Source organism: Methanococcoides orientis, assembly GCF_021184045.1.
GTDB lineage: Archaea > Halobacteriota > Methanosarcinia > Methanosarcinales > Methanosarcinaceae > Methanococcoides > Methanococcoides orientis.
In genome coordinates this window covers 1,960,075-1,983,390 of sequence record NZ_CP073710.1, presented here as the reverse complement: position 1 = coordinate 1,983,390, position 23,316 = coordinate 1,960,075, and the positions used below count along the sequence as shown (strand labels likewise).

Genomic DNA, 23,316 nt, shown 5'->3' with positions numbered 1-23,316 from the left:
TGAAGACCGTTCCGCTATTCTTTTTTTAAATGATTTTTCATAAAGTATATATCCTAAAAAAGTTAACTTCTATTACGGGAGGTTTAATTTTGATGATAGACACTATGAAGAAGTTAGGACTTTTTGGCCTGGGCATGTATGCTATTACAGAAGAGAAGATCGATGAGTATGTGAAAGAACTTGTTGAGAATGGTGATTTCAACAAGGAAGAAGGCAAGAAGTTTGTAGAGGACATGATCGAAAAGCGAAAGCAACAGCAGGAAGATCTGGAAGACAAAATCTCTTCAAAGGTCCAGGAAGTCTTTGGCAAGTCTGATCTTGCTACCAAGGAAGAAATAGAATCCCTTCAAAAGAAGATCGAAGATCTGGAAGAGCTGCTAAAGGAAAAGAACAAAGAAGAATGATCTTTTGATCCTTTCTTCCATTTATTTTTGTAATACCTTAGGTGTTTTATTTGTTGCATAGGTTGCCATATAGAATTTAATGGCAGGCAGAATGTCGGATGGCTTCCAATATTGTACGCAGGTATTCCATGGTGAAACGCTATGGGATAATCATTGATACGCTCATCAAGTATGGCTTCGGGTATTTTGTGGACCAGATGGGTATAAGGTCCCTTGGGTCCTTCAGGTCCAGATTCAAGGATCGCTTAGGCAAAGGGAACCAACCCAGAACTGGTCCTGCAAGGGCACGTATGGTACTTGAAGAGCTTGGTCCCACCTACGTTAAGTTTGGCCAGCTTATGAGCATGCGTCAGGACCTTATCCCAAAAGAGTATGCAGAAGAGTTTGTCAAACTCCAGAACGATGTGCCGCCATTCGAGTGCTCGGAAGTTGAAAGGGTCATTGAAGAAGAATTGGGTGATAAGGTAGACAACCTTTTCCTGTCATTTGACAAAGAACCTATTGCTGCGGCATCTATTGGACAGGTACACCGTGCAAAGCTTCACGGCGGGGCGGATGTTGTTGTAAAGGTCCAGAGGCCCGGTATAAGGAAGGTTATTGATTCAGATCTCGATATTCTTTATAGTATAGCCGGGTTTGCGGAAGAGCATGTGGAGGAAGCAAAGCTTTACAGTCCTGTGGAAGTAGTGGACGAACTTCAAAGGTCCATATACGCGGAGATGGATTATACTCAGGAGGCTCGTAATATCGAGCGTTTCCAGAGCAATCTCAAGGATGATCCGAACATAATCATACCGGGCGTTTATTGGCAATACAGCAGTCGTAGAGTCCTGACCCTTGATTATATCGATGGTATCAAGAGTGATAATTTTGAAAAGATCGATGAGCTTGGACTGGACAGGAACAAGCTCGCAGAATATGGTACAGAGGCCTTCATGAAGCAGATATTCGAGGATGGTTTCTTTCATGCGGATATGCATTCCGGGAATGTCCTGATCCTGGAAGATGGCAGGATAGCCCTCCTTGATTTCGGTATGGTCGGGCATATATCCAAAGAGATAAGGAACCTGTTGATCGATGCACTGATCGCTATTACCAGAGGTGACGTAAACCAGTACCTTGAAGTATTGAAAGACTTCGGAATGGTGCCTGCAGAAATTGATGTGCATGCTTTTAAGATCGATTACGAACACATTTTGAACAAATATTATGGCAGGTCATTAAAGCAGCTTGATACTCCGCTAATGATAGCAGAAATGATGACACTGCTAAGGAAGTTCAAGATAAGGATACCTCCAAATATCGCATTGCTCTTTAAGGGTGTAATGACCGTAAGTGGTTTCGCTCTTCAGATGGTGCCGGATTTCAATGTGAACGTAGTTGCTGAGCCTTATGCCAGAGGGATCATGCATAACCGCCTCAAGCCTCGCAATATTGCAGATACTTTTTACACAGACATGTGGTATACGGCACGAATGCTGCATAAGGCACCGTTGCAGATCTCGCATATACTGGGAGTGGCAGAGAAAGGTTATCTGAACTTAAAGTTCGAACATCATGGGATGGACCGTATTGTTGCTGAGATCAATGCGGCGAGCAACCGGTTAGCATTCAGTTTAATTATCTCTTCTATCATTTTAGGTTCTTCTCTCATCATCCAGACTGGGATGCAGCCTTATATTGGCGATGTTCCTCTTTTTGGAGTTGCGGGATTCGTCATAGCTGCATTCATGGGAATATGGCTTATGCTTTATATACTAAAAACAGGAAAGATATAACCGGCAATAGCAAATTATAAATTAATATCCGGTGTACATACGTTGCTTATTCTGAATAGGCAGTATTTCCAAATTAAACCATTAATTTTTTGATAATATCAGGTGCTGAGAGATGACCGATCCCCAGATAGAACGTAAGCTCATTGAAATAATGCGTGTTATCAGCGAAAGCGATAAGCCCATAGGTGCGAGGAATATTGCAGATGAGTTGCAGAATCGCGGTTACAATCTGGGGGAGCGTGCTGTTCGTTATCACCTCAGGATCCTTGATGAGAGGGGATTTACTGAAAAACACGGCTACAACGGTCGTACCATTACTGTTTCCGGCAGGAAGGAACTGGACGATGCTCTGATCGGGGACAGACTTGACTTTGTTATTACGAGGATCGAGGAACTTATCTATAAGACCGACTACGACCCGTTCTCAAAGAAAGGCAATGTCATTGTGAACCTTTCCACTGTGGACAAGGATGATTTTGATAATGCCATAGATGTTATGAAATACGCATCATCAGGGGACATCAGCATAAGTCCTAACATAAAGGTATTCGAAGAGGACTCGGATCCACGTATATATGTGCCTCCTGGCTGTGTTAATATAGCAACTGTTTGCAGTATCACATTCGATGGTCTTCTTCTCAAAAGCGGTATTCCTATCAAACCTGCTTATGGCGGCATCATAGAGATGGAACACAATGATCCGATACAGTTCCTTGATATGATATCATATTCGGGAACCTCGATAGACCCTGTCAAGATATTCATGATGCGCCATGAGACATCGGTTCTGGATGTCCTGGACACAGGCAATGGCCGTATCCTTGCCAACATGCGAAACATACCCTCTTCAGCAGTTGAAAAGACAAAAGAAGTGCTGAAATATCTGGAAGATTCAGGGATTGGCGGGGTATTGAGTATTGGTGACTCTTCAGATGCTATGGTCGGCGCTCCTGTAGATGAAGGAATGGCCGGCATTCTGGTGGCCGTAGGTGTGAATCTTGTAGCTGCAGTCGAGGAAGCAGGTATTCCGGTTGACACATCTCCTGTTTCGATGGTGCTTGATTATAGTGAAATGTCGAAACTTTGATCTTTCCATTTAGGCTTTCATTTCATCCTGTATTTCAGCTTACATTTCATCTCTATATTTTTATTGGAGCACTACAAAGGTCGGGTTTCTGTCTTCCCATTCCTGTATCGAAGTATAAAGGTCGGTTTCCCTGAACATTGTGATGTCATAGGCAAGCCTCAGACTTCTGTCAATGATGCCTTCGGTAACATATCGGGAATCGGAATTTCCGAAAACCTCACGCAGCCCAAATGCCAGTATTTCTACGATGTCGTGACCTGAGCATGTCTGCCAGGGATCATGCTCTTCTTTCAGGAGGGTGATCATTTTTCTCTTTATGTTCTTTTCACTAAGGGAGTATTCGTTCGAGTTTTCCTTGACTTCCCTTATCAGGTGTTTGATATTGACCGATAATGGAAATTTTTGCATGAAATTATCGAAATGCATGTCCTTGAACCTGAGTGAGAGTTTGTCTTTTGAGGACGATGAAAGCCATCTGAAAAGTCCTATGGGCATGGCAGCATCAAGAAGCAATTCACGTACTGGTGTCCTCATTTTTTGTAGCTTGAAAGGTGCTGCGAACTCTTCCAGAAGCCTGTCGAGAGCTTCTGATGCTATAAGCATTGTTTCAAGATCATGTGTATCGGTGGCAAGCACATTCTTTTCTTTGCCCTCGATACCGTCAAGGCGCCAGAAGTCAGCGTCAACTATTGTTAATATGCCTTTAAAATTAGAGCTTTCGAGGATTTTGACAACCTTGATAGCGTTCTCCTTACCATTGGCAGGAATAAGCCTGCATTTCCTGTCATCCACAAAGCGCTTGTATAGCCTCATGTCGGTGCTGCCTTCGATTATCACGATGCTCCCACTATACTGGGTACGCATCATTCTGGCGCTATTGGCTATATCATCGGCTGTCAGGTATTTCTTCATCGTCACGTCCTCTAAGTTCGACGGTGAGGTCCCAGCGGTCATGTATGATCTGTGGCGAATGCGTAGCAATGAGGATGTCGAAGCCAGCCAGTTCTGTTATTGACTGCAGGTCCCTGAGGAATTGCTGCTGCCACAGGACATGCAGTGAGATCTCAGGTTCGTCAATGAGTATAAGGGATTCGGGGTCGACATGGAACAACAGCTCATAGAATAATACAAGTTCCTGTTGTTCTCCGGATGATAGTTTGGTGGGAGAAAGGCGCATGTCCTCTGATGTCGTGAATATGAAACCGTCTTTTTTATTTACGGATAATTTCTTGTAAAGGAACCTGCAATTTATGATCTTGATAAGAAGGTCTATCCTCCGGGTAAGCTCATCAAAGACACTGAGCTTTTGTTCAACATCCTTAATGTATAGCTGCAGGAAGTTCTTGTTCTTCTCATCTATCTCCTTGAACTCACCAACGTCAATTCCTTCTTCAGGATCAATGAATCCTGCATCGATGAGGCATTTGCGTTTCTGCTCCAGGTTCTTTAATTCTTCTTTTAGGTCCTCTATGGATGTTTCAGGGTGTTCTCCGTTCTTTAGCATCCGGCCTGGGAATGAACGGTCAAGGGATTGTGAAAGTGTTGCATACTCTGCAAGTTTATGCTGCATCAGGTTTGCCAGCTCTCCGGAATAACTGATCACGGAAGGGGTTACCGATGTTTTTCTCTCTGTTTCTACAGGTTGTGAGTATGAGATGCTCAAAAGACGCTGCGTCTTGATGAAGCAGATATTGATCGAGGCCAGTGCGTTCTTGAGCCATGCAGGTTCGTCTTTCCTTTTCTGTGGCAAACGGTCGCTGAATAGGTTCATCACTTCTTCAGAAGTTAGTTTTTCCTGTGTTGTGAAATGGACCCATGTGTTGTCATCGATCCTCTCAAGCTCAGGTATCATGTGCTCGACCTTAAAAGACGAGAACACTTCCTCTATGTCAATAGGTTTGACAGTGTAGTGCTGTTTTTTCTTGCCTGGTCTTAATAATTCAAATGCCAATTCCCGATAGGTGCTATCTTCCGGGCTATGCGGGGCATTTTCCTCCAGATGCAGCTTTTTCTTCACAACAAGCTTGCTCCTGTCGCTGAATTCAACTGTCAGTTTGCTGAAAGGAATGCGATAAAGTTCGAAGTAGTTAGAACGGAAAAGGGAATTGAGCATCTGGAGCAGCACGGTCTTACCGATGCCATTGGGTCCATGAAGAATTGTTATGTGTTCATCGATGTTCAGCGGGATATCATGGTCGAACGTCCCAAAAAGGTTGTTTACTACTATTCTCTTGATCTTCATGTTCTTCCCCGCGATAGCCCCTTTTGTCAATTTGTATCAATGGCACACGAATTGTGCCCATTATAATATATCTTGTTCCTGCTCATATATAGTTTCCTTTTTTGGGCTGCGGGATTTTCAGATCAGGATGGGGGCAGATGCTATATTGGTCGTATTATGGTTGCACATTGATGTTGTACTCATTGGTAGATGAGATTAAACTTACAGCTAACCGGATACAATCAATAATATGAAATCTTAAAATTCAAAGTTCCTCCACGCCTTTTCAGACGTGAAGGCAAAAAAGAAAAAGTTAGTTCCGAAATTACATCTCGAGCAGGATCCTTGCGATGTCGTCACCAACATCGGTAGTAGTGTTTGAGCCGCCCATGTCGTAGGTCTGGACCTTTGCTTCGAGGATGTTCTTCTCGATAGCGGAGACGATGGAGTCTGCAGCTTCCTTCTCCCCGAGCTGCTCGATGAGCATTGCGCCTGCCCAGATGGTTGCGATAGGGTTGACCTTGTTCTGGCCCTTGTACTTTGGTGCTGAACCGTGGATAGGCTCGAACATGCTTGTACCGTTCGGGTTGATGTTTCCACCAGGTGCGAGTCCGAGACCGCCCTGTACCATTGCGCCAAGGTCAGTGATGATGTCACCGAACATGTTAGGGGTAACGACCACATCGAACCACTCAGGGTTCTTGACGAACCACATGGTGATAGCGTCAACGAAGTTGAAGTCGGTCTTAACATCAGGGTGGTTTGCTGCAATTGTGTTGAATTCCTCTCTCCAGAATCCGTAAATGTCTGAAAGGACGTTTGCCTTGTCAACTGATGAAACGTGCTTGTTCCTGGTCTCAGCAAGGTCGAAGGAGTAGTTCATGACCCTCTGTGTACCTTCCTTTGAGATCATACCGATCTGGTATGCGATCTCCTCGCTGTCGGTCTCGATGTCAAGTCCGAACTTTGCGTTGTAGAGTGTCCTGTTGACCTCAAGCAGGTCCTTGCTCCTGCCGCTCTGTGCACGTCCACCGATACCGATGTAGAAGTCCTCGGTGTTCTCCCTGACAACAACGAAATCAATGTCCTTGGGTGTCTTGTCCTTGAGGGGGCACCATACGCCTTCAAGAAGCTTGATAGGACGCAGGTTGATGTACTGGTCAAAGTAGAACCTTGCGGCAAGCAGGATACCTTTCTCAAGTACACCAGGTGCGATCCTGTCATCTCCGATAGAACCGAGGTAGATTGCCTCGTAGGCTGAAAGCTCTTTAAGTGAATCTTCGGATATCAACTCACCTGTTTCAAGATAGTGGTCTGCACCGTGTGGGTATTCTATCCAGTCAACATCGAATCCGAACTTTTCTCCAGCTGCATCGATGACTTTCTTACCCTCAGCTATGATCTCAGGGCCGATCCCGTCACCAGGCAGGACTGGTACTTTATATTGTGCCATAAAATTTCCTCCAATAGTTATTCCAGGTTAAATTTTCATATTTTATTCAGTCAGCATGAACGTTGATATGTATCAACGTAAGAACAAAAAGGAAAGGTAAGATCAATCAATGATCTTCCTTGTGTATTCCTTTAATCCGCCGGCATCTACGATACCGCGGACAAAATCAGGTAAAGGTGTAGCCTGGTACTTCTCACCTTTTGTGAGGTTCTCGATAGTACCGGATTCAAAGTCTACGGAGATCTCATCTCCATCATCGATCTTGTCGGTGTCAGGGCACTCAAGGAGTGCAACACCAATGTTGATAGCGTTCCTGAAGAAGATCCTTGCAAATGACTTTGCGATAACGCATCCGACCTTTGATCCTTTAAGGGCGATTGGTGCATGTTCTCTTGATGAGCCACATCCGAAGTTGTTGCCTGCAACAACAATGTCGTTTTCCTTAACGTTCTCAGCAAAATCCGGGCGTACTCCGATAAAAGTATACGGCGCCAGTTCCTCAGGAGTGTTCATTATGAGGTATCTTCCAGGGATGACTGCATCAGTGTCAACGTCATCTCCGAATTTCCATACTCTTCCTTTCATTATAATCACCGGTGATATTTTCAAGTAAGTGTGAAATCTATGCTCTGATTATATCTTTCAGTTATTTAAGTACTTTCTACCGGAATAATATTTCCGTGTCAACATATAACTTCGGCACAATATTAGAGGATCTCATGCAAAACGTTCGACATTCAGGTCAATGCCGTCAACAACCACCTTCGGCTTCGTGATAATACCATCCAGATGGAGGTCAACGGTAACATCACCTCCAAAAGTGGAATTGTCTCCCAGTGCTATATGGATCGTGCCACCGACCTTCTCATCCTCAAGGATGACTCCGATAAGCATTGCAGCCGGATTGATGCCGATCCCCAGCTCTGCAATGTTGCGGCCGTCCGGCCCGACATCGTTCACCATCCGTTCAAGCTTTTCAGCACCTTCACCTTCAAAGCTTACTGCCTTCCTGTTCTTGATATCGATAACCAGTGGCTCTTCAAGCAACCCTATACCTCCCATGGACCCATCGATCACAGCTTTGCCATTCACATTTTTCGGAGCGATATACATCTCTCCTGCAGGCAGGTTGGTAGTCGTACCTTTCTCGTGGCACATACCTGTGTCTGCCATCCACTCTCCTCCATCCACATCAATGACAAGGTCAGTTCCCAGTTCAGTGGTAATGCGGACTTCCTTTGATCCCTTGAGAGTTTCAAGCAATTCCTCTGCTAAGCTGTTTATCTTCTCATAATCAGCGTTCAAGCCACCTTCCTTCATCATGCCGATGGTAATTCCCGGCATTGTGGCGGTTCGGGTACCGTTTTCGGATGCATGTTTGCGTGCCTGTGTATGCGTAAGTGACTTTGATGCCGGAGCAAGCAGTACATCAGAGCTTTTCATTGCCTCTTCAACAATTACAGGTGGTTCCGCACCGTGTTGTTCCCTTGGTTCCATTGTCAACATAAGGGCCTCGCATCCCGCTTCGACCGCAGAGGCATACAGTGCCTTTGTGATCTTCTCGTCAGTGCATGTATCAGTAACGATAAGCACAGTTTCTCCTTTCTTTGCACCCATGCAGGTGTTGATCACCATGTCTGCACTTCTCTTAATATCCATTATTCTCATCTCCTTTCATTCAATGCACTTGGCTCGTTCCCGCCATGCCAGCTGTATCTTGGCCTGATCTTCACAAGGTGTGTGCTCTCTGACGTATCATCCACCACGAATGCTATGCCCCTTTCCAGTCCCATCTTCCTGATGGCGGCCCCGATGGTCTCTTTCATGTATGTCGGACGGATGGCTTCCAGTGCCTCAATGTCATCTCTTGCAGTGAGCCTGTGGCATATCACAATGTCGGACTGGGATATAATGTCCGGGTGCAGTGCCGCAGGTCGCTGGGTTGCAAAGATTATTGATAGTCCCGGTTGTCTTCCCTGTCGCACCCACTCGTTGATAAGGACGTCTGATGCCATTGTCTCTCCTTTTGAAGGCACGAACAGATGGGCTTCATCGATGAACATCCAGACCATAGGCATCTTCTGTTCGATCTCTTCATCACCCATGATCATTCTCTCATAAGAACGCCTTTCCTGCAGTCTTCTGTTATAGGTATCTCTTGCAATTATGCCCACTACTGCAGAGCGTACTATCTTATTTTCGATAGCGCTCACATCAAGTACTGATGTGCATCCGCTTTTGATAAGTTCGGAAATTCCACAGGCATCCTTCTCAAAAACTCCCCATGAGGAAGCGGTCCTGAGATAGTTCTCAGCAGCCATTTTCGTAACATCATCGGACTTGTCGTCCGTGTTGATCCTGGTAATGATATCTTCGAAGGAAAAGTTTCCTTCATTTTCCCGCATGTCCTCTATTATCCTGACCAGAAGCACTCCCAGTGGGGATGTTACTTCTATGTTGAAAAGTTCACACCAGTCATAACCATGTAAATGAGCCACAGGTATCGAGAAAGGCTTCACTTCGATATGCCTCTCCTTATATTCATCCACATGGCCTGCAGGTACAAAGACCTCTGCATCGAAGCCTGCCGGTTCCATGTTCCATTCCTGCAGTAACTCTGCCTGGGGGTCATTGCCTCTTCCAAGTGTCCAGAATATTCCCATTGTATCGATGACAAGGGATGCGACATTCTGCCTGATCTCCCGGGGCAAAAGTGAGATCTCCTCAATGAGGGTTCCCATGGTATAGGATTTACCATACCCTCTTTTCCCGCATATGAGGATGGCATGTGGTTTTAGTGCATCAATGGCGACATGTGAGCCTGAAGACCTGTCAAGCGCAAGGTATCTGCCAATATGAAGCACTCCCTCTTCGTTCTCGTCCCTTCTGCCGAGTATATAGCGTTTTTTGACCACGCCGGCTTGAACATCATCCTTTAGGTTTATCATTTAGTTCTAATCAATAACTATGCATATATGATTTTTCACCGGTGAACAAATGGTGCTGAAAAACTTTGCATGTACGGTCCCGCGCTCCCTTTCCTATCTGCCATTAAGAAAAGTTATACACCTATCCGGTGCTCTTTTTCCGCTGATGGCGGTCTATTTCGGAAAGGAGATCGCAGTAGGGATTGTGACGTTCCTCACTTTTCTCTTTCTGGGTATGGAGCTGATAAAACCAAAAATAAGGTCTTATTCACTTTTCAAGATCCTCTGGAGAAAGAACGAGTACAACGAATTTGCTTCAGCACCTTTACTTTATTTGATCTCAATACTGGTACTTCTGTTGTTATCCTACAGGCTGGATGAGGGTATATGTTATGCTTCCATCGTTGTGCTTGCAGTGGGTGATGGTCTTGCCACGATCATAGGCATTCACGGCAAGATGTGCTATGGTAATTCATCGAAGACAATTGAGGGAACCGCTGCAGGCCTCCTCGGGGCAATACTATGTGGCTTTCCATTTGCAGGCCCCCTGTCGATCGCAGGTGGGGTTGCTGGCATGTATGTGGAGGCAAGATCTGGTAGTTCAGACAACCTGGCTGTTCCATTTGCAGCTCTTCTTGGTATGCTTGTTATGAAGTTCCTGGTCAATACTTATATATCGATAACTGCCTGAATATATTGCTGCAATTCACCTATTTATGGTGTACATTTATTGAATTGATGGGAAACAGATCATGAAACTAACCTTTTATCGGAACCTTCTCGTATTGTTAATGGTATTCCTCTCATTGTCAGTTGCAGGCTGCGAAGATATTGAGAACGGTGTAAATGGGATCGAAGGTTCGATATCACAGACAATGGAAGACATTGATTTCCTGCGCTGGACGGCGGATTCTGCTGAGGTCCTGCTTGATGATTATGAAGCTATCAAGGTTGCATCTTCTGAAAGGGATGGTGTCATGCTGGAGGAGGGCGGGATAAAGCTCAGGGAAGATTCCGAAATGTATCTTGAGGAGCTTGAAGGGTTTTCGTTGTCTCCTTCGGTCGAGGATGTTGCAACAAAGTATGCAGATTTCCTGCAGCGCTCGTATGAATTTGGTGAGTTCGTGGAAACAAATTCTCAGGAAATTGATTTCGAAGCTATCGAAAGGACCATTGAGCTTATGAATGAGACCTCTGAACTGATCAATGATGTCTCCTATATGGCGGAGCAGGAATCCTGAGTGGGTTCCAAAAAGTATACCACTGGTTGCAATACCGCGCAAAGGATGTATCATACCGTTACTTTCTCAAATGTAAACGGACTGTCTCATGGATATTCCTGCAATATCAAAAAGAGCTAACATTGTTAAAAATGAGGTCATAAAGCTCTCTCCTGACATTGCCATATATTTTATCTAATATGGTCTGTATCTGTCGATCGAGGTAACAATGTTATATTTTTTCACGTGCGTTGGTCTTCTTGTAGCCGGGTATTTCTCCTATGGAAAGGTCGTTGATCATATCTTTGGATCTGACCCCAACCGTCTCACCCCTGCCACAACACTCGCAGATGGGGTTGACTATGTGGAGATGTCACCAAAAAAGGTTTTTCTCATCCAGCTACTGAACATCGCAGGGATTGGTCCCATTTTCGGCCCGATCCTCGGTGCCCTGTACGGACCATCTGCCCTGATATGGATTGTGATAGGTTCCATCTTTGGCGGTGCGGTTCATGACTATTTCTCTGGAATGCTCTCTCTCCGTTCCGATGGACGCAGCATCCCGGATGTGGTTGGGTACGAACTGGGGAACGGTTTCAAATATTTCATGCACCTGTTCTCCATTGTCCTGCTACTCTTGGTAGGCGTGGTCTTCGTCCTTGGTCCTGCCGAGCTGTTAGGCAACCTGACAGGGCTGGCTGTTCCATTCTGGGTGGCGGTTATTTTCTGCTACTACTTTCTGGCCACCGTTCTGCCCGTGGACAGGATAATCGGCCGGATCTATCCCCTGTTCGGTGCCGTCCTGATCTTTATGGGCGTCGGGCTGATCACCGCCCTGATCTTTAAAGGCTACAGTTTCTTCCCCGAACTGACCCTGTCGAACTTACACCCGAAAGATCTGCCCATGTGGCCTCTGATGTTCATCACCATTGCATGTGGCGCCATCAGTGGTTTTCATGCAACTCAATCGCCCCTGATGGCCCGCTGTATCACCAATGAAAAATACGGGTATCCTCTGTTCTACGGCTCAATGATCGGCGAAGGAATCATTGCTCTGATCTGGGCGACTCTGGGCATGTCCTTTTACAATGGCTCCAGCGCTTTGAATACAGCTCTGGGGCAAGGCGGTCCTGCCTACGTGGTGAACGAAATATCCACCACCTTGCTTGGTCCTCTCGGTGGTCTCCTGGCTATCATCGGGGTTATCATCCTGCCTATCTCTTCGGGTGACACCGCCTTTCGAAGTGCTCGCCTGATCATCGCTGACATCATTAACCTCTCTCAGAAAGAGCTCCTCAAGCGCTTGTCTCTGGCCATCCCTCTCTTCGTCCTCGGATTTCTTATCTCTCGGGTTGACTTCGAGATCATCTGGCGTTACTTCGGTTGGGCTAACCAGACCATGGCATCCATTGTCCTTTGGTCTGCAGCGGCTTACTTGGCAAAACACTGCAAGTTCCACTGGATCGCAACGGCGCCCGCACTCTTTATGACTGCGGTTGTCATGACGTATATCTCCTATGCAGGGATCGGTTTCGGGCTGCCTCTTGGCTTCTCGACTGCAATAGGTTTTGTCTCAGCAGCTCTTTGCTTTGCAATCTTTCTGGCGAAGAAGCGCTCCATTGCATTGGTCCCGGAAGATGTACTCGAAACTGTATGATTCTCCTTTGACCAAATCTTTCCGTTTTCCCTCTTTTGTAGGGGCTTTTCTTTTCGCAATGGATCATTCAGATCAGAACAATATTATTTAGTAGTTCTTAGTATACGGTCCGTAAGTATTCCGTTGGTCGAAACGTTCGCGCTCTTCCTTGATCACCAGCTATCGTTTCTTGTTGCAAATAGATTGGTCCATCGGTTCGCCTGAGAGTTCTTCCCAATGTTCTGCCATGCAGCCTCATCTGGGATATATAAAAAAAGTGTTGGGTACGGGACAACCTCCGCACCCATATAATACATTCGCAGCGGGGTATTTAGGATAAGATCTTATCCAGCTGGCCCGCGTCCTTTGCCTGTTTGATCTCCTGCGCTATTCTTTTGCCAGTGGAGAGTCCGGATTCTACCAGGTCTGCATATGGTGAACCTGATATGTAGAAGTTTGTTCCGGCAACGATACGTGCGGATATCTCGAAAACCTTTATTTCGAGTTTGTCTGTGAAAACTGTCTCAAGACAGAATGGACCGATCATACCGCCAAAGAGCTTGATGGATTCTTCGACCACTTGTTCTCCAAGAGAGAATATCAGTGGCAATAGGGATTCCCTTGCAACGAGTGGTACGTTTCCGGTAACCACGTATGTGGGGTGTATACCGGCTTCTTCAAGTTCTCTTGGTGAGCCAAGCCTGAAGATCTCATCTGCATTTGACTCAACCCTTCTGTCCATGCTCAGCATCTCCAGGGTTCCCTCACTTAACTTGTAACCTTCGTTCTCAAGTGGTGAATAGAAGTAGTGCAGGTAGTATCTTGTTCCCAGTATGAATTCCTGTATGGTGAATTTCTCATTGGGATCAATGTTCTCCATGAACTCTTCATATGTCTTGGCGATGAAGAAACCTCTTCCTCCCTTTGCACCGTAGTACTTTACCATCACAGCTCCGTCAATATCCTTTGGGTCCGGGATATTTTTTGGCATGTGAATGCCTGCACCCTCAAGCCATTCCCTCTCCTTTTCCCTGTCGGATTCCCACTCAAGGACCGCGCGGTTACCAAAGGTTGGGACCGGAAGCTCTGCGAAGTTCGTAGCACCCATGTATTCTACAAAAGAACCGTGTGGGATTATGATCGCATTCTTATCGACAAGTTCCTGTGCGATCTTTGGAATGTCGGCATAGCTCTCAACAACGATATATTCGTCAGGTTTTGCTTTTGGGAAAGCATCATAAAAACGCGGAGGCTGGCCTACGCAGATCCCGATTGTCTTTAATCCCTCTTTACGGGCTCCATCAAAGATCTGGAGGCTTGAGTGTGAGCAGACGGTTGCAATAGCAAGATCATCTTGATCGTACTTGCTTATTATCTCAGAGATCTGTTGTTTTGATATCATAGTTTCGCCTCAAAAATTTAGATTAGATTGTATTATCTGGTATTTAAACTTGTGGCATGAAGATAAAAGTATTTCTCTTTTTATAGAACATAAAAAAATATATTCAGATTGTTATTCTATGTGCTCGACTATGTGTGGAATTATGGTAATCATATTATAGATAGAGGTCTATATGTGGCATCAGTGATTCAATGAGAGTTGCGCTTAAAATTGCATATATCGGATCAAATTACAAGGGATCTCAGGTCCAGCCCCAGGCTCCAACCATAGAGGGTGAGCTTTTCAAAGTATTGAAAGAGCTGGAGATAATAAAAGATCCAAAGTCAGCTAATTTTATCAGTTCCGGACGAACCGATGCCGGAGTACATGCCATGGGGCAGATAATTGCCTTTGACACTGATGTACCCAATCTGGCGATACCCCGTGTGATCAACTCAAAGCTCCCGGGAACCATCTGGGCATGGGCACATTCACTGGTGCCTGATAATTTCGATCCTCGCAGGCATGCTGTAAGTCGAAGCTACCGTTACATCATGTGCGGGGAGCAATATGACATCTCAAAGATCCGTTCTGCTTCAAAACTTCTGATCGGAAGTCATGATTTTGCTAATTTCTGTACGACCGCTCCAGGCAGAACCACTGTCAGGAAAGTTGAACGTATAGATGTGAGGGTAAGTGGTAACCTGACACGCATCGATGTTGAGGCGAACAGTTTCCTGTGGAACATGATCCGCAAGATAGTAACTGCCTTAATGATGGTGGGAAGCGGAGTTCGCGATGAAGAATGGCTGGAACAGATGCTTGACCCTGATTCTTATGAGGAAGGTCTGGAACCTGCACATGCGTACGGCCTTGTTTTCATGGATGTGCACTATCCAATAGCTATTGACTGGATGGAGGACGGTTATGCCATACGCAGGGCTCATGAGCGTGTCCACGACCATCTTGTACGCTACAGGGTCATGGCCGATGTACTGGAGCATCTCCTTCCAATAATTCCGCCTTCCGATGAATTATGAACTCAGGCCATCACATTGGTATCAATGGAATTGATGTCCCTTACACCCTTAGCCATCGCAAGGTTAAGCGGGCAAGACTGGAATTTAGGGCAGGAATGCTGAACGTCGTTGTTCCAAAAAGCTTTCCGGACCATGAACAACTTATCCTGCGGCACAGGCTGTGGGTATACAGGCGTTACACGGATTCACTGGCAACCATTGAGAATGCTGCTTCCAAAAAACTTGTAGAAAGGCATGATGCTGAGTTTAGGGAACTTGTTCTTTCTTTTACCACTAAGATCGCCGATGAGCTTGGAGTTAGCCCTGAGAAAGTGACCTTTCGGAAAATGAAGACAAAATGGGGAAGTTGCAGTTCCGCTGGCCGGCTGAACTTCAATAGGCATTTGATGCACCTGCCTGAATATCTTGTCGAGTATGTGGTGTTCCACGAAATGGCACATCTTATAGAATTAAGGCACAGCCCACGTTTCTGGCAGATGATCGATTCCAGGTTCGGGGACCGAAGCCACTATGATAAGGAGCTTTCAGCTTACTGGTACCTGATACGGGATTCTGTGCCGAAATGAGGGTGCACGATAATTGACCCTTTGTATGAAAATGTTTTTTGCACAAAATCATTTGGTTTGAATAATAACTATACTTCGATCATTCAGGTTTTTGAAGTACAGTGATCTTCCGAGTCAGGCTCTTGTGCACCCTTTGTAAATACTGAGCTTTAGTGACGAAGCCTGCATCTTCTACAAACTCGGCAATATCTATCTCTGAGACGATTATGGTTGTACCGCCTGGTTTCAGTACCCGGTACATCTCAGCAAAAGATACATCGTAGAGATGGTGAAGTGATTCTGCCTCGATCCTTGCTGAGCGCCCGTAAGGCGGGTCTGCGATGACAGCATCGACCGATGCGTCCACAAGAGGCACTCTGCAGGCATCTCCAAGGATCATGGTGTGGTCGGTATTGAAATGCTGCAGGTTCATGTGTGCGCCGACAGCGATCTTGTAGCGAACCTCCAGTCCTATAACTTTAGCACCGACAAGACCCGCTTCCACAAGTATTCCGGCAGTGCCACAGAAAGGGTCGAACACAACGTCCTTTTCTTTGACCATGGCCATGTTCACAAGTGCACGCGCCACGCGAGGTCGGAGCACGCCGGGGTAGAAGAATGGCTTTTTGTGGGGCGCACGTGCTTCATAGGCACTGCGGTCCACAGATGCGATGACAGAACCAAAGACGCATTTTTCGGAAAGGATAAGCCTGAACTCTACATCGGGTTCTTTCAGGTTCGCATTGAAGCCTTTCCTGTAGATGGCACCGCCAACACTTCTTTCCATGTCCGCACAGACGATGGTGGAATTGTGCTTGATGCGCTTTGCACGTACTACATATTTCTGATCCTGATTTATGTGATCGGATACATCAGCCTTTTCAGCGACCTCAAGAATAGTATCTACATCAGCAGGGCAGACCTCAATGACCTTCAGTATGTGGTGTGCCATTGCAACACGTTCGGCGACGTAATCGAGTTTCTTTCTCACTTCCTGTGGGTCGCCTTCAATGTCCACAACAAGACACTGGTCAAAGTAGTCACTCTCTTCATATTCAAGTTCTACAAGGTCAAGGCAGGCAAGAACTTCTGCTCGTGGCAGGTCTTCATGCTCGCCTGACAGTTCAAATGCGTATAACATGTAAAAATAAGATGTTCTCAGAACATCATTTCAAGTGCTTCATGTCCCTTCATGCCGGCTTTGACGCCAAGGGCTTTTGCGTGGTTTGAGACATCCAGCACTTCAGCGTGGAGCACATCCTCGAGATCATTCACTCCTCTGACCTTTGCTGCAACATCGCCTAGCTTATTTGCCATCTCGGTATCGAGGTAACCGCACATGACAAACCCCTTGTCAGCTCTTATGACGAGAAGGGGGGCGTTATGCATATCGAGCTTCAGTCCAATAGCAGTGCCATTTTCAAGTGGTATCTGTTCTATTATCATGAACAAAAGGAATCTTTCACTTTATATTAATGTTTTCAGGACTTTCTCATTCGGCTGCTTCATCGACTTCAGTTACAGCTTCGTTTCAACCTCGTTTTAAGCTTCAACTTCGTCCCTGGTAAAATCGATGGTGACCTTTCCCTCTTCTTCAAAGAAACCATTGATGACTGTCCTGTTGTCCTTTGTATCAATTGTTTTGATCTTTATCCCATCGTATGACAGCAGTTTTGCACCTGCTGGCAGGGTGATGGCGACCTCTGTTTCCGGTTCCCCGTCAAAGACCATGCTACTGCCCATGTCAAAGAAGTTCCTGTCAAAACTGTAAGTCACAAAATACATGTTGGTGATGCCGTCTGTCTTGGATGTGCTTCCCAGGACGTCCAGTGAGATCTCCGCATCCACATCTGTAACATGTACGTCCTCTGAGCTGCTGTCAAATGTGACATCCAGTTCTTCCATAAGGGATTCCTTGAACCGGTTCCTTGTGATATGATCTACTTTCATGAGTTCCCATGCACTGACATGGTCATCGTCATTCCCAACCTCGGAATCGATAAAGCTTCTGTATGCTGTAGCCACCTGGCCAGTGTAACCCTCAGTGTAGTCCCATGACATCCCATCTTCTTCCAGGACGATCTCATTGGTCCATGAATATGCGGATGAGGTAGGTACAACGGCCATGATGCATACAATTGCCAATGCCAGTATCAGTGCAGATCTCATTTTACAAGTCCTTCATTTGGTGGTTATCTCACAGCCATCATCGGTGACAATGACGGTATGTTCTGCCTGGGAGACCAGACCGCCCTCTATTTCCTTGAGAACAGGGTATGATGTGATGATCCCTGCTTTTTCAAGCTGCATAAGGGAATAGTCCAGTTTGTCTGAAGTGAGCCACCTTCTTGCGAAAGGAAGTGTCCTGTAAGGTTCGATCTCTTTTAGCACCTTTCTAGCTGCAGGTAAGCGTATTGGCTTTTTCCCGACAAGTGAGAATATCTCAGTCAGTGCCCCGTCAGAGATTATGCCTGCTCCGTCCGTGGCAAAAGGCTCAATGGCAATGATGTCTCCTGTCTCAAGTACTGCACCGTGATCGATGTGCCTGTTCGGGATGCTAGGCGGCACATGTGCGAGATATTGTCCGACGCCGTGACCTGTGAGATTAACTATCGGCTTGAAACCATGCTCATGGATGGTGTCTTCAATGACAGATCCAAGTTCTGCAGTGTTCACACCACTTCTTACTGTGTCGATGGCTGCATATAATGCGGCCTCTGATGCCTTTACAAGGTCTCCATTCTCATTTGTGAGGTCCACTGTAAGGGCAGAATCTGCAATATAGCCATCAACATGAACTCCAAGGTCAAGTTTAACGACATCTTCAGCGAAAACCGTTTCATCTCCTAAAAGTGGTGTTGCATGTGCAGCTTCATCATTTCTTGAAATGTTGCATGGGAATGCAGGGAATCCTCCAAGCTCGATGGTCCTCTGCTCCACATGGTCTGCAACTTCCAGAAGGTTTGCTCCGACCTTGATCTTATCCTTCGCCTCACTTCTCACTGTAGAGAGGATCTCTCCGGCTTTCCTGTACTTTCCGATTATCTCTTCGATTTCATGAAGTTTATCTGCCATATATTTGCACCAGCTTTAGGTATATAATTGGTCTTAGTAGGCTTAAACTACAAATTCCTTTTCCATTTTTGTTAGATTGTCAAATCCGTCCTTTGTGATCACGACCATGTCCTCAAGGCGAATCCCGCCAAGTTCCGGATAGTAAAGTCCTGGTTCAATAGTGACCACATGGCCGACCTCGACTTTCCCGTCCTGCATAGCTACAGATGGTTGCTCATGGATGTCCAGCCCCACGCCATGCCCGGTGGAGTGTATGAATCCTACTTCAGAGTTCTTCCTGATGGTATCATAACCTCGTTTTTCGAACTCATCGCAGACAGCATTATGGACCTCGCTATAGAGCGCTCCGGGCTTCAGTACTGCAAAAGCTGCTTCCTGTGCAGCATGCACTGCCTCGTACATGTCCATCAGTTCCTTCGAAGCTTCCCCTTTAAGCACGGTCCTCGTCATGTCTGCAAAGTACCTGCTCCTCTTACTGCGCGGGAATATGTCGATGACTATTGGTTGGTCGACGGTAATTTCTCCTTCTCCCTCCCAGTGAGGGTTTGATGACTTTAATCCACAGGCCACGATGGTGCTTTCAGCTTCACATCCATGGTCAAGAAGGGTATGCTCTATTGCCGCACGGATGGCTTCCGAGGTGAGTATTTCCTCTCCTGAGTAAAGAATTCCATTCTCCACCCTGGCATCAGCGATCAGCCCGATGGCAGTTTCCATTGCCTTCTCACAGGCCTGCTGTGATGCTCTGATATTCTCGATCTCATCAGAAGCCTTTTGTTTTCTCATTTCCTTGAAAGGGCTCTTCGCAGGAATCACTGAGAATCCCTCTTCCTTCAGCGTCTGTGCGGTGAAAAGCGGGAAATCATGTGGCACCATTATGTGTTTGGCCCCTTTTTTCTGGAAAAGTTCGGCAAGACAGTCACAGTAAGCAAGCTCCCCGTCCTTCCTTGCTTTCATTTTTTCCATGAATCCGTATTCCTGCATGGTATGTATGTTGGACACCCGTGATTCCATCTTTGCCCTGTTCAACTCCATTGTGGAGACAATGAGGATTTCTTCTCCCTGCTTTGTCTGGATGTATGTGAAAGGGTCTCCCGCAAGAAAATGTGTTGAGTAGTATATGTCTGCATTGTTCGAGTTCCCTATCATCAGGTATGCATCACAGTTGTTGTCAGAAAGTGATGAGGTAATGTCGATCGTGTTCTTGTCTTGTTTCATGTAATTGGATTTGTTATTCTACTACATAAGTTTACATGACAATTCTTTTTTGAGTGATGTTCCTGTATCTCGTTGCCACCAGACGGCTTGAGGTTACGTGTGTACATAAAACGAATTTATGTGGACATTTCATACATAACAATGTACACGGATATTATTATTTATGCAGCAGGAGTTTTCCACACAGAATTGGTATTCTCTCAGGGAGTTCAATAGCTTCCTTTACGATATTAGATACATTCTGCTATTCTACGTACTCGGTGATTTCATCACGACAGCACAGGCATTGAATGTCGGAATTGAAGAGAACGGTTTTCTGGCTTTGATCATCGCAGAGTTCGGAGTGTGGGCATTCTTTGTGCTGAAGGTCGCTTTTGTCTTTGTAGTATACTGGTTTTACAAGGACCTCATGTCTTACGATTCAAAGGTATCCGAGATGTGGCCAATGGTCAGGGGAGTTATCACTTTTGTCGGTGTGTTCCTTGTTGTTAACAATTTGATGGTCATCTGGGGGAATTTCGGGATTCTGCAGTTGCTGGGGATCGGATCGTTGTAACAAGTTTCGTTGTGAACTCCAGTATTACCTTTTTGATTTCTGGAAATCCTTTTAATTCAGTTGTAGAATCTGTTTTCTTCTCATTTTGGACTGATTTTTTTGTTCTCAAATGAGCATTAGCACAAAAGAACTTAATATGTGTTATTCTATTAATTAACACTAAATTCAGTCATTATTATGATGTTAATCAAATCGATTCCATCAAACATGGTTCGATCACGGAGCTGAGAACATAAGATCCATCATCTTGGCAGGCGGTTCAGGAACACGCCTCTGGCCATTAAGCCGCGAAAAATATCCAAAACAGTTCTTAAAGTTGAACGATGCTTCCCTTTTCCAGGACACAGTCCTCAGATGCCTTGAAGTATCCGATATCTCCGAGATATTCGTAGTAACAAATGAATCACAAAAGTTCTTCGTTATCGGGCAGATTGAAGAACTGGGTTATGAGCTTCCTCTTGAAAATCTCCTTCTCGAACCCCGGGGCAAGAACACCCTTCCTGCGATATGTTATGGGATGCAGGAGATCACTAAGAAGTTCGGAAGATCTGTTGTTGGCATTTTCTCATCGGATCATGTTCTCGATACCAGGGCGATGGAAACCATTGCAAGCGCAGAAGACCTTGCATCCGAGTACCTTATTACTTTTGGCATTTCTCCAACATCTCCACAAACAGGGTATGGCTACATCAAACCAGGTGATTCTCTTGGGGTCGGATATAAGGTATCGGAGTTCAAGGAAAAACCCGATATTGAGGTTGCTGAAAAATACATCAAAGAGGGCTGCCTCTGGAACAGCGGGATGTTCCTCTTTGATACAGAAGTTTTCTTTAATGAACTGAAAGCTCATGCTCCTGAAGTCTCTGATGCATTTGAGAACTCAGAGGATGTACAGGAGATCTATGGCAAAGTGCCATCGATATCAATTGATTATGGTATCATGGAAAAGTCAGATCGTGTGGCTACTGTAAAGCTCGATCACAGGTGGAACGATCTCGGAAACTTCGATGCGATCTACAATGAATTTGACAAGGATGAAAATGGCAATGTTATCTACAACTGTGACGACATGCTGCTCAATTCTACTGACAATCTCATTTATTCAAAACCCAAAAAGATTGTTTCAATGATCGATGTCAAAGACATGGTTGTTGTGGACACTCCGGATGCACTGCTTGTTTGCCCGAGGGAAAGCAGCCAGAAGGTGAAAGAGGTCGTATCTGCTCTCAAGGATGAGGAAGATGAGAGGGTACAGCTACACCAGACCGTATACAGGCCCTGGGGTTCATATACGATCCTGGAAAATTCGGAAAGGCATAAGATCAAGAACATAATTGTATTCCCACACAAGAAACTGAGTCTTCAAATGCACCACCACAGGAGCGAACACTGGGTTGTTGTTGAAGGGATGGCCTGCGTTGAGAATGATGGCGAGAAGTATTTCCTGAGGCAGGGGGAGAGTACGTTCATCAAGGCTGGTATCAGGCACAGGTTATCGAATCCGGGGAAGCTGCCTCTTGAGATCATCGAGGTGCAGCTTGGGGAGTATGTTGGAGAGGATGATATTGTTCGGTTTGATGATGAGTATGGGAGACAGTAAAAGAAAGGACTGAACTCTACTTCGTTATAGCTTAATTCACCATCCAAAATCTTACAATTATTTTAATATGAAGAAACTATTTAGTCACATAATAATATCATTTATCAAATTTATAACGATCGGGGCAATAAAATGGCAAAAACAGCTTTAATCACCGGTATCACAGGTCAGGATGGAGCATATCTTGCAGAGTTCCTACTTGACAAGGGATATATCGTACACGGCATTAAAAGAAGATCATCCTCATTCAATACTGCACGTATCGACCATCTCTACAAGGACCCACATGAGCGGAACGTGAACTTCTTCATGCACTACGGCGACCTGACAGATTCCACAAACCTGATAAGGATCATACAGGAAACACAGCCTGACGAAATATACAACCTTGCAGCCCAGAGCCACGTGCAGGTCTCGTTCGAAACCCCGGAATACACGGCCAATTCGGATGCAATTGGAACCCTACGTTTGCTGGAAGCCATACGCATACTTGGTCTGGAAAAGAAAACCAGGTTCTACCAAGCCTCGACCAGCGAACTATATGGAAAGGTGCAGGAGATCCCCCAAAAGGAGACAACTCCATTCTACCCAAGGAGCCCTTATGCAGCAGCTAAGTTATACGCCTACTGGATAACTGTGAATTACCGCGAAGCCTATGAAATGTTTGCATGCAACGGTATACTGTTCAATCATGAATCCCCAATCCGTGGTGAGACATTCGTCACAAGGAAGATCACAATGGCGGTTGCAAATATCAAAAAGGGGTGTCAGGACAAACTTTATCTTGGTAACCTGGATGCAAAGAGGGACTGGGGATTTGCAGGGGACTATGTGGAGGCCATGTGGTTGATGCTTCAGCAGGATAAGCCTGATGACTATGTGATCGCAACAGGTGAGACGCATTCCGTGAGGGAGTTTGTGGAGCTTGCATTCAGGGAGGTGGATGTCGAGATCGAGTGGCAAGGTAAAGGTGTGGATGAGGTTGGAGTGGACAGTAACACTGGCAAAGTTTTGATTGAGATCGACCCAAGGTATTACAGGCCAACTGAAGTGGAGATACTTATTGGTGATCCGACTAAGGCTAAAGAGAAATTGGGATGGGAATCCAATGTTGGATTAGATGAGCTCGTAAAATTGATGGTTAAAGAAGATATGGATAAATGAGGGGCATGCAA

The 23,316-nt window shown here is 45.6% G+C and carries 23 protein-coding genes; 11 read left to right on the top strand and 12 right to left on the bottom strand.

Annotation, left to right across the window (positions count from 1 at the left end; genetic code table 11):
- Positions 1 to 92: 92 nt before the first annotated feature.
- The 3 genes from J7W08_RS09625 to J7W08_RS09615 all read left to right on the top strand — a co-directional run bounded on the left by J7W08_RS09625 (position 93) and on the right by J7W08_RS09615 (position 3,269).
- A complete protein-coding gene (locus tag J7W08_RS09625; protein WP_233084264.1) occupies positions 93 to 404 on the top strand; it encodes a phasin family protein in 312 nt (103 codons plus the stop codon).
- A gap of 98 nt (positions 405 to 502) precedes the next feature.
- Positions 503 to 2,182: an ABC1 kinase family protein gene (locus J7W08_RS09620; RefSeq protein ID WP_233084263.1), complete on the top strand. Its 1,680-nt coding sequence runs from the start codon at positions 503 to 505 to the stop codon at positions 2,180 to 2,182.
- A 112-nt stretch (positions 2,183 to 2,294) separates the two neighbouring features.
- A complete protein-coding gene (locus J7W08_RS09615; protein ID WP_233084262.1) occupies positions 2,295 to 3,269 on the top strand; it encodes a DUF128 domain-containing protein in 975 nt (324 codons plus the stop codon).
- A 60-nt stretch (positions 3,270 to 3,329) separates the two neighbouring features.
- Here the strand turns inward: J7W08_RS09615 and J7W08_RS09610 are convergent, their stop codons facing one another.
- From J7W08_RS09610 to J7W08_RS09585, 6 genes are all read right to left on the bottom strand, one after another.
- Positions 3,330 to 4,181, bottom strand: coding sequence for a DUF4435 domain-containing protein (locus J7W08_RS09610; RefSeq protein ID WP_233084261.1), 852 nt, complete (start codon positions 4,179 to 4,181; stop codon positions 3,330 to 3,332).
- Positions 4,156 to 5,511, bottom strand: a complete 1,356-nt coding sequence (locus tag J7W08_RS09605; RefSeq protein ID WP_233084260.1) for an AAA family ATPase — start codon at positions 5,509 to 5,511, stop codon at positions 4,156 to 4,158. Before J7W08_RS09605 ends, J7W08_RS09610 begins: the two co-directional genes overlap by 26 nt.
- Before the next feature lie 304 nt (positions 5,512 to 5,815).
- On the bottom strand, positions 5,816 to 6,943 hold the full coding sequence (locus tag J7W08_RS09600) for an isocitrate/isopropylmalate dehydrogenase family protein (protein WP_233084259.1): 1,128 nt from the start codon (positions 6,941 to 6,943) through the stop codon (positions 5,816 to 5,818).
- A 102-nt stretch (positions 6,944 to 7,045) separates the two neighbouring features.
- A complete protein-coding gene (locus tag J7W08_RS09595) occupies positions 7,046 to 7,528 on the bottom strand; it encodes a 3-isopropylmalate dehydratase small subunit (RefSeq protein ID WP_233084258.1) in 483 nt (160 codons plus the stop codon).
- Positions 7,529 to 7,660: 132 nt separating this feature from the next.
- Positions 7,661 to 8,602, bottom strand: a complete 942-nt coding sequence (locus J7W08_RS09590) for an aminopeptidase (protein ID WP_233084257.1) — start codon at positions 8,600 to 8,602, stop codon at positions 7,661 to 7,663.
- Positions 8,603 to 8,607: 5 nt separating this feature from the next.
- The gene (locus J7W08_RS09585) at positions 8,608 to 9,891 is read right to left on the bottom strand and encodes an ATP-binding protein (protein WP_233084256.1); all 1,284 of its coding nucleotides are present in this window, start codon (positions 9,889 to 9,891) and stop codon (positions 8,608 to 8,610) included.
- Between the two features lie 49 nt (positions 9,892 to 9,940).
- Here J7W08_RS09585 and J7W08_RS09580 point away from each other — a divergent pair, with 49 nt between their 5' ends.
- From J7W08_RS09580 to J7W08_RS09570, 3 genes are all read left to right on the top strand, one after another.
- Positions 9,941 to 10,561 carry a diacylglycerol/polyprenol kinase family protein gene (locus tag J7W08_RS09580; protein ID WP_233084255.1) on the top strand — a complete coding sequence of 207 codons (621 nt, stop codon included), beginning with the start codon at positions 9,941 to 9,943 and terminating at the stop codon, positions 10,559 to 10,561.
- A 61-nt stretch (positions 10,562 to 10,622) separates the two neighbouring features.
- Complete coding sequence (locus J7W08_RS09575) at positions 10,623 to 11,111, top strand: hypothetical protein (RefSeq protein ID WP_233084254.1); 489 nt, start codon at positions 10,623 to 10,625, stop codon at positions 11,109 to 11,111.
- Between the two features lie 208 nt (positions 11,112 to 11,319).
- Positions 11,320 to 12,747 (top strand): carbon starvation CstA family protein, encoded by a 1,428-nt coding sequence (locus J7W08_RS09570; protein ID WP_233084253.1) that lies wholly within the window; start codon positions 11,320 to 11,322, stop codon positions 12,745 to 12,747.
- 310 nt (positions 12,748 to 13,057) lie between these two features.
- Here J7W08_RS09570 and J7W08_RS09565 read toward each other — a convergent pair whose 3' ends face one another.
- Positions 13,058 to 14,128 (bottom strand): formate--phosphoribosylaminoimidazolecarboxamide ligase, encoded by a 1,071-nt coding sequence (locus tag J7W08_RS09565; protein WP_233084252.1) that lies wholly within the window; start codon positions 14,126 to 14,128, stop codon positions 13,058 to 13,060.
- 191 nt (positions 14,129 to 14,319) lie between these two features.
- Here J7W08_RS09565 and truA point away from each other — a divergent pair, with 191 nt between their 5' ends.
- Both truA and J7W08_RS09555 read left to right on the top strand, forming a co-directional pair.
- Positions 14,320 to 15,147, top strand: a complete 828-nt coding sequence (gene truA / locus J7W08_RS09560; RefSeq protein WP_233084251.1) for a tRNA pseudouridine(38-40) synthase TruA — start codon at positions 14,320 to 14,322, stop codon at positions 15,145 to 15,147.
- Positions 15,144 to 15,713, top strand: coding sequence for a M48 family metallopeptidase (locus J7W08_RS09555; protein ID WP_233084250.1), 570 nt, complete (start codon positions 15,144 to 15,146; stop codon positions 15,711 to 15,713). The genes truA and J7W08_RS09555 overlap by 4 nt, the downstream gene beginning before the upstream one ends.
- A 79-nt stretch (positions 15,714 to 15,792) precedes the next feature.
- Here J7W08_RS09555 and J7W08_RS09550 read toward each other — a convergent pair whose 3' ends face one another.
- The 5 genes from J7W08_RS09550 to J7W08_RS09530 all read right to left on the bottom strand — a co-directional run bounded on the left by J7W08_RS09550 (position 15,793) and on the right by J7W08_RS09530 (position 19,985).
- The gene (locus J7W08_RS09550; RefSeq protein ID WP_233084249.1) at positions 15,793 to 16,833 is read right to left on the bottom strand and encodes a methyltransferase domain-containing protein; all 1,041 of its coding nucleotides are present in this window, start codon (positions 16,831 to 16,833) and stop codon (positions 15,793 to 15,795) included.
- A 17-nt stretch (positions 16,834 to 16,850) separates the two neighbouring features.
- On the bottom strand, positions 16,851 to 17,138 hold the full coding sequence (locus J7W08_RS09545; RefSeq protein WP_233084248.1) for a YunC family protein: 288 nt from the start codon (positions 17,136 to 17,138) through the stop codon (positions 16,851 to 16,853).
- A gap of 96 nt (positions 17,139 to 17,234) precedes the next feature.
- Positions 17,235 to 17,861: a hypothetical protein gene (locus J7W08_RS09540; RefSeq protein WP_233084247.1), complete on the bottom strand. Its 627-nt coding sequence runs from the start codon at positions 17,859 to 17,861 to the stop codon at positions 17,235 to 17,237.
- A 12-nt stretch (positions 17,862 to 17,873) separates the two neighbouring features.
- Positions 17,874 to 18,767 (bottom strand): type II methionyl aminopeptidase, encoded by an 894-nt coding sequence (gene map / locus J7W08_RS09535; RefSeq protein WP_233084246.1) that lies wholly within the window; start codon positions 18,765 to 18,767, stop codon positions 17,874 to 17,876.
- Between the two features lie 42 nt (positions 18,768 to 18,809).
- Positions 18,810 to 19,985 carry a M24 family metallopeptidase gene (locus tag J7W08_RS09530; protein ID WP_233084245.1) on the bottom strand — a complete coding sequence of 392 codons (1,176 nt, stop codon included), beginning with the start codon at positions 19,983 to 19,985 and terminating at the stop codon, positions 18,810 to 18,812.
- A 163-nt stretch (positions 19,986 to 20,148) separates the two neighbouring features.
- Between J7W08_RS09530 and J7W08_RS09525 the strand changes: the two genes are divergently transcribed.
- From J7W08_RS09525 to gmd, 3 genes are all read left to right on the top strand, one after another.
- The gene (locus tag J7W08_RS09525; protein WP_233084244.1) at positions 20,149 to 20,541 is read left to right on the top strand and encodes a DUF5658 family protein; all 393 of its coding nucleotides are present in this window, start codon (positions 20,149 to 20,151) and stop codon (positions 20,539 to 20,541) included.
- A gap of 247 nt (positions 20,542 to 20,788) precedes the next feature.
- Positions 20,789 to 22,141 carry a mannose-1-phosphate guanylyltransferase/mannose-6-phosphate isomerase gene (locus tag J7W08_RS09520; RefSeq protein ID WP_233084243.1) on the top strand — a complete coding sequence of 451 codons (1,353 nt, stop codon included), beginning with the start codon at positions 20,789 to 20,791 and terminating at the stop codon, positions 22,139 to 22,141.
- A 132-nt stretch (positions 22,142 to 22,273) separates the two neighbouring features.
- Positions 22,274 to 23,305 carry a GDP-mannose 4,6-dehydratase gene (gene gmd / locus J7W08_RS09515; RefSeq protein WP_233084242.1) on the top strand — a complete coding sequence of 344 codons (1,032 nt, stop codon included), beginning with the start codon at positions 22,274 to 22,276 and terminating at the stop codon, positions 23,303 to 23,305.
- Positions 23,306 to 23,316 lie beyond the last annotated feature (11 nt).

Excerpts from the sequence above, each read along its gene's own strand:
- J7W08_RS09600 (WP_233084259.1), bottom strand. The coding sequence starts at position 6,943 with ATGGCACAATATAAAGTACCAGTCCTGCCTGGTGACGGGATCGGCCCT.
- J7W08_RS09555 (WP_233084250.1), top strand. The coding sequence starts at position 15,144 with ATGAACTCAGGCCATCACATTGGTATCAATGGAATTGATGTCCCTTAC.
- J7W08_RS09580 (WP_233084255.1), top strand. The coding sequence starts at position 9,941 with ATGGTGCTGAAAAACTTTGCATGTACGGTCCCGCGCTCCCTTTCCTAT.
- J7W08_RS09545 (WP_233084248.1), bottom strand. The coding sequence starts at position 17,138 with ATGATAATAGAACAGATACCACTTGAAAATGGCACTGCTATTGGACTG.
- J7W08_RS09585 (WP_233084256.1), bottom strand. The coding sequence starts at position 9,891 with ATGATAAACCTAAAGGATGATGTTCAAGCCGGCGTGGTCAAAAAACGC.
- J7W08_RS09590 (WP_233084257.1), bottom strand. The coding sequence starts at position 8,602 with ATGGATATTAAGAGAAGTGCAGACATGGTGATCAACACCTGCATGGGT.
- J7W08_RS09540 (WP_233084247.1), bottom strand. The coding sequence starts at position 17,861 with ATGAGATCTGCACTGATACTGGCATTGGCAATTGTATGCATCATGGCC.
- J7W08_RS09565 (WP_233084252.1), bottom strand. The coding sequence starts at position 14,128 with ATGATATCAAAACAACAGATCTCTGAGATAATAAGCAAGTACGATCAA.
- J7W08_RS09550 (WP_233084249.1), bottom strand. The coding sequence starts at position 16,833 with ATGTTATACGCATTTGAACTGTCAGGCGAGCATGAAGACCTGCCACGA.
- J7W08_RS09615 (WP_233084262.1), top strand. The coding sequence starts at position 2,295 with ATGACCGATCCCCAGATAGAACGTAAGCTCATTGAAATAATGCGTGTT.
- J7W08_RS09595 (WP_233084258.1), bottom strand. The coding sequence starts at position 7,528 with ATGAAAGGAAGAGTATGGAAATTCGGAGATGACGTTGACACTGATGCA.
- J7W08_RS09530 (WP_233084245.1), bottom strand. The coding sequence starts at position 19,985 with ATGAAACAAGACAAGAACACGATCGACATTACCTCATCACTTTCTGAC.
- J7W08_RS09620 (WP_233084263.1), top strand. The coding sequence starts at position 503 with ATGGCTTCCAATATTGTACGCAGGTATTCCATGGTGAAACGCTATGGG.
- J7W08_RS09610 (WP_233084261.1), bottom strand. The coding sequence starts at position 4,181 with ATGAAGAAATACCTGACAGCCGATGATATAGCCAATAGCGCCAGAATG.
- truA (WP_233084251.1), top strand. The coding sequence starts at position 14,320 with ATGAGAGTTGCGCTTAAAATTGCATATATCGGATCAAATTACAAGGGA.
- J7W08_RS09605 (WP_233084260.1), bottom strand. The coding sequence starts at position 5,511 with ATGAAGATCAAGAGAATAGTAGTAAACAACCTTTTTGGGACGTTCGAC.
- J7W08_RS09575 (WP_233084254.1), top strand. The coding sequence starts at position 10,623 with ATGAAACTAACCTTTTATCGGAACCTTCTCGTATTGTTAATGGTATTC.
- J7W08_RS09525 (WP_233084244.1), top strand. The coding sequence starts at position 20,149 with ATGCAGCAGGAGTTTTCCACACAGAATTGGTATTCTCTCAGGGAGTTC.
- gmd (WP_233084242.1), top strand. The coding sequence starts at position 22,274 with ATGGCAAAAACAGCTTTAATCACCGGTATCACAGGTCAGGATGGAGCA.
- J7W08_RS09625 (WP_233084264.1), top strand. The coding sequence starts at position 93 with ATGATAGACACTATGAAGAAGTTAGGACTTTTTGGCCTGGGCATGTAT.
- map (WP_233084246.1), bottom strand. The coding sequence starts at position 18,767 with ATGGCAGATAAACTTCATGAAATCGAAGAGATAATCGGAAAGTACAGG.
- J7W08_RS09570 (WP_233084253.1), top strand. The coding sequence starts at position 11,320 with ATGTTATATTTTTTCACGTGCGTTGGTCTTCTTGTAGCCGGGTATTTC.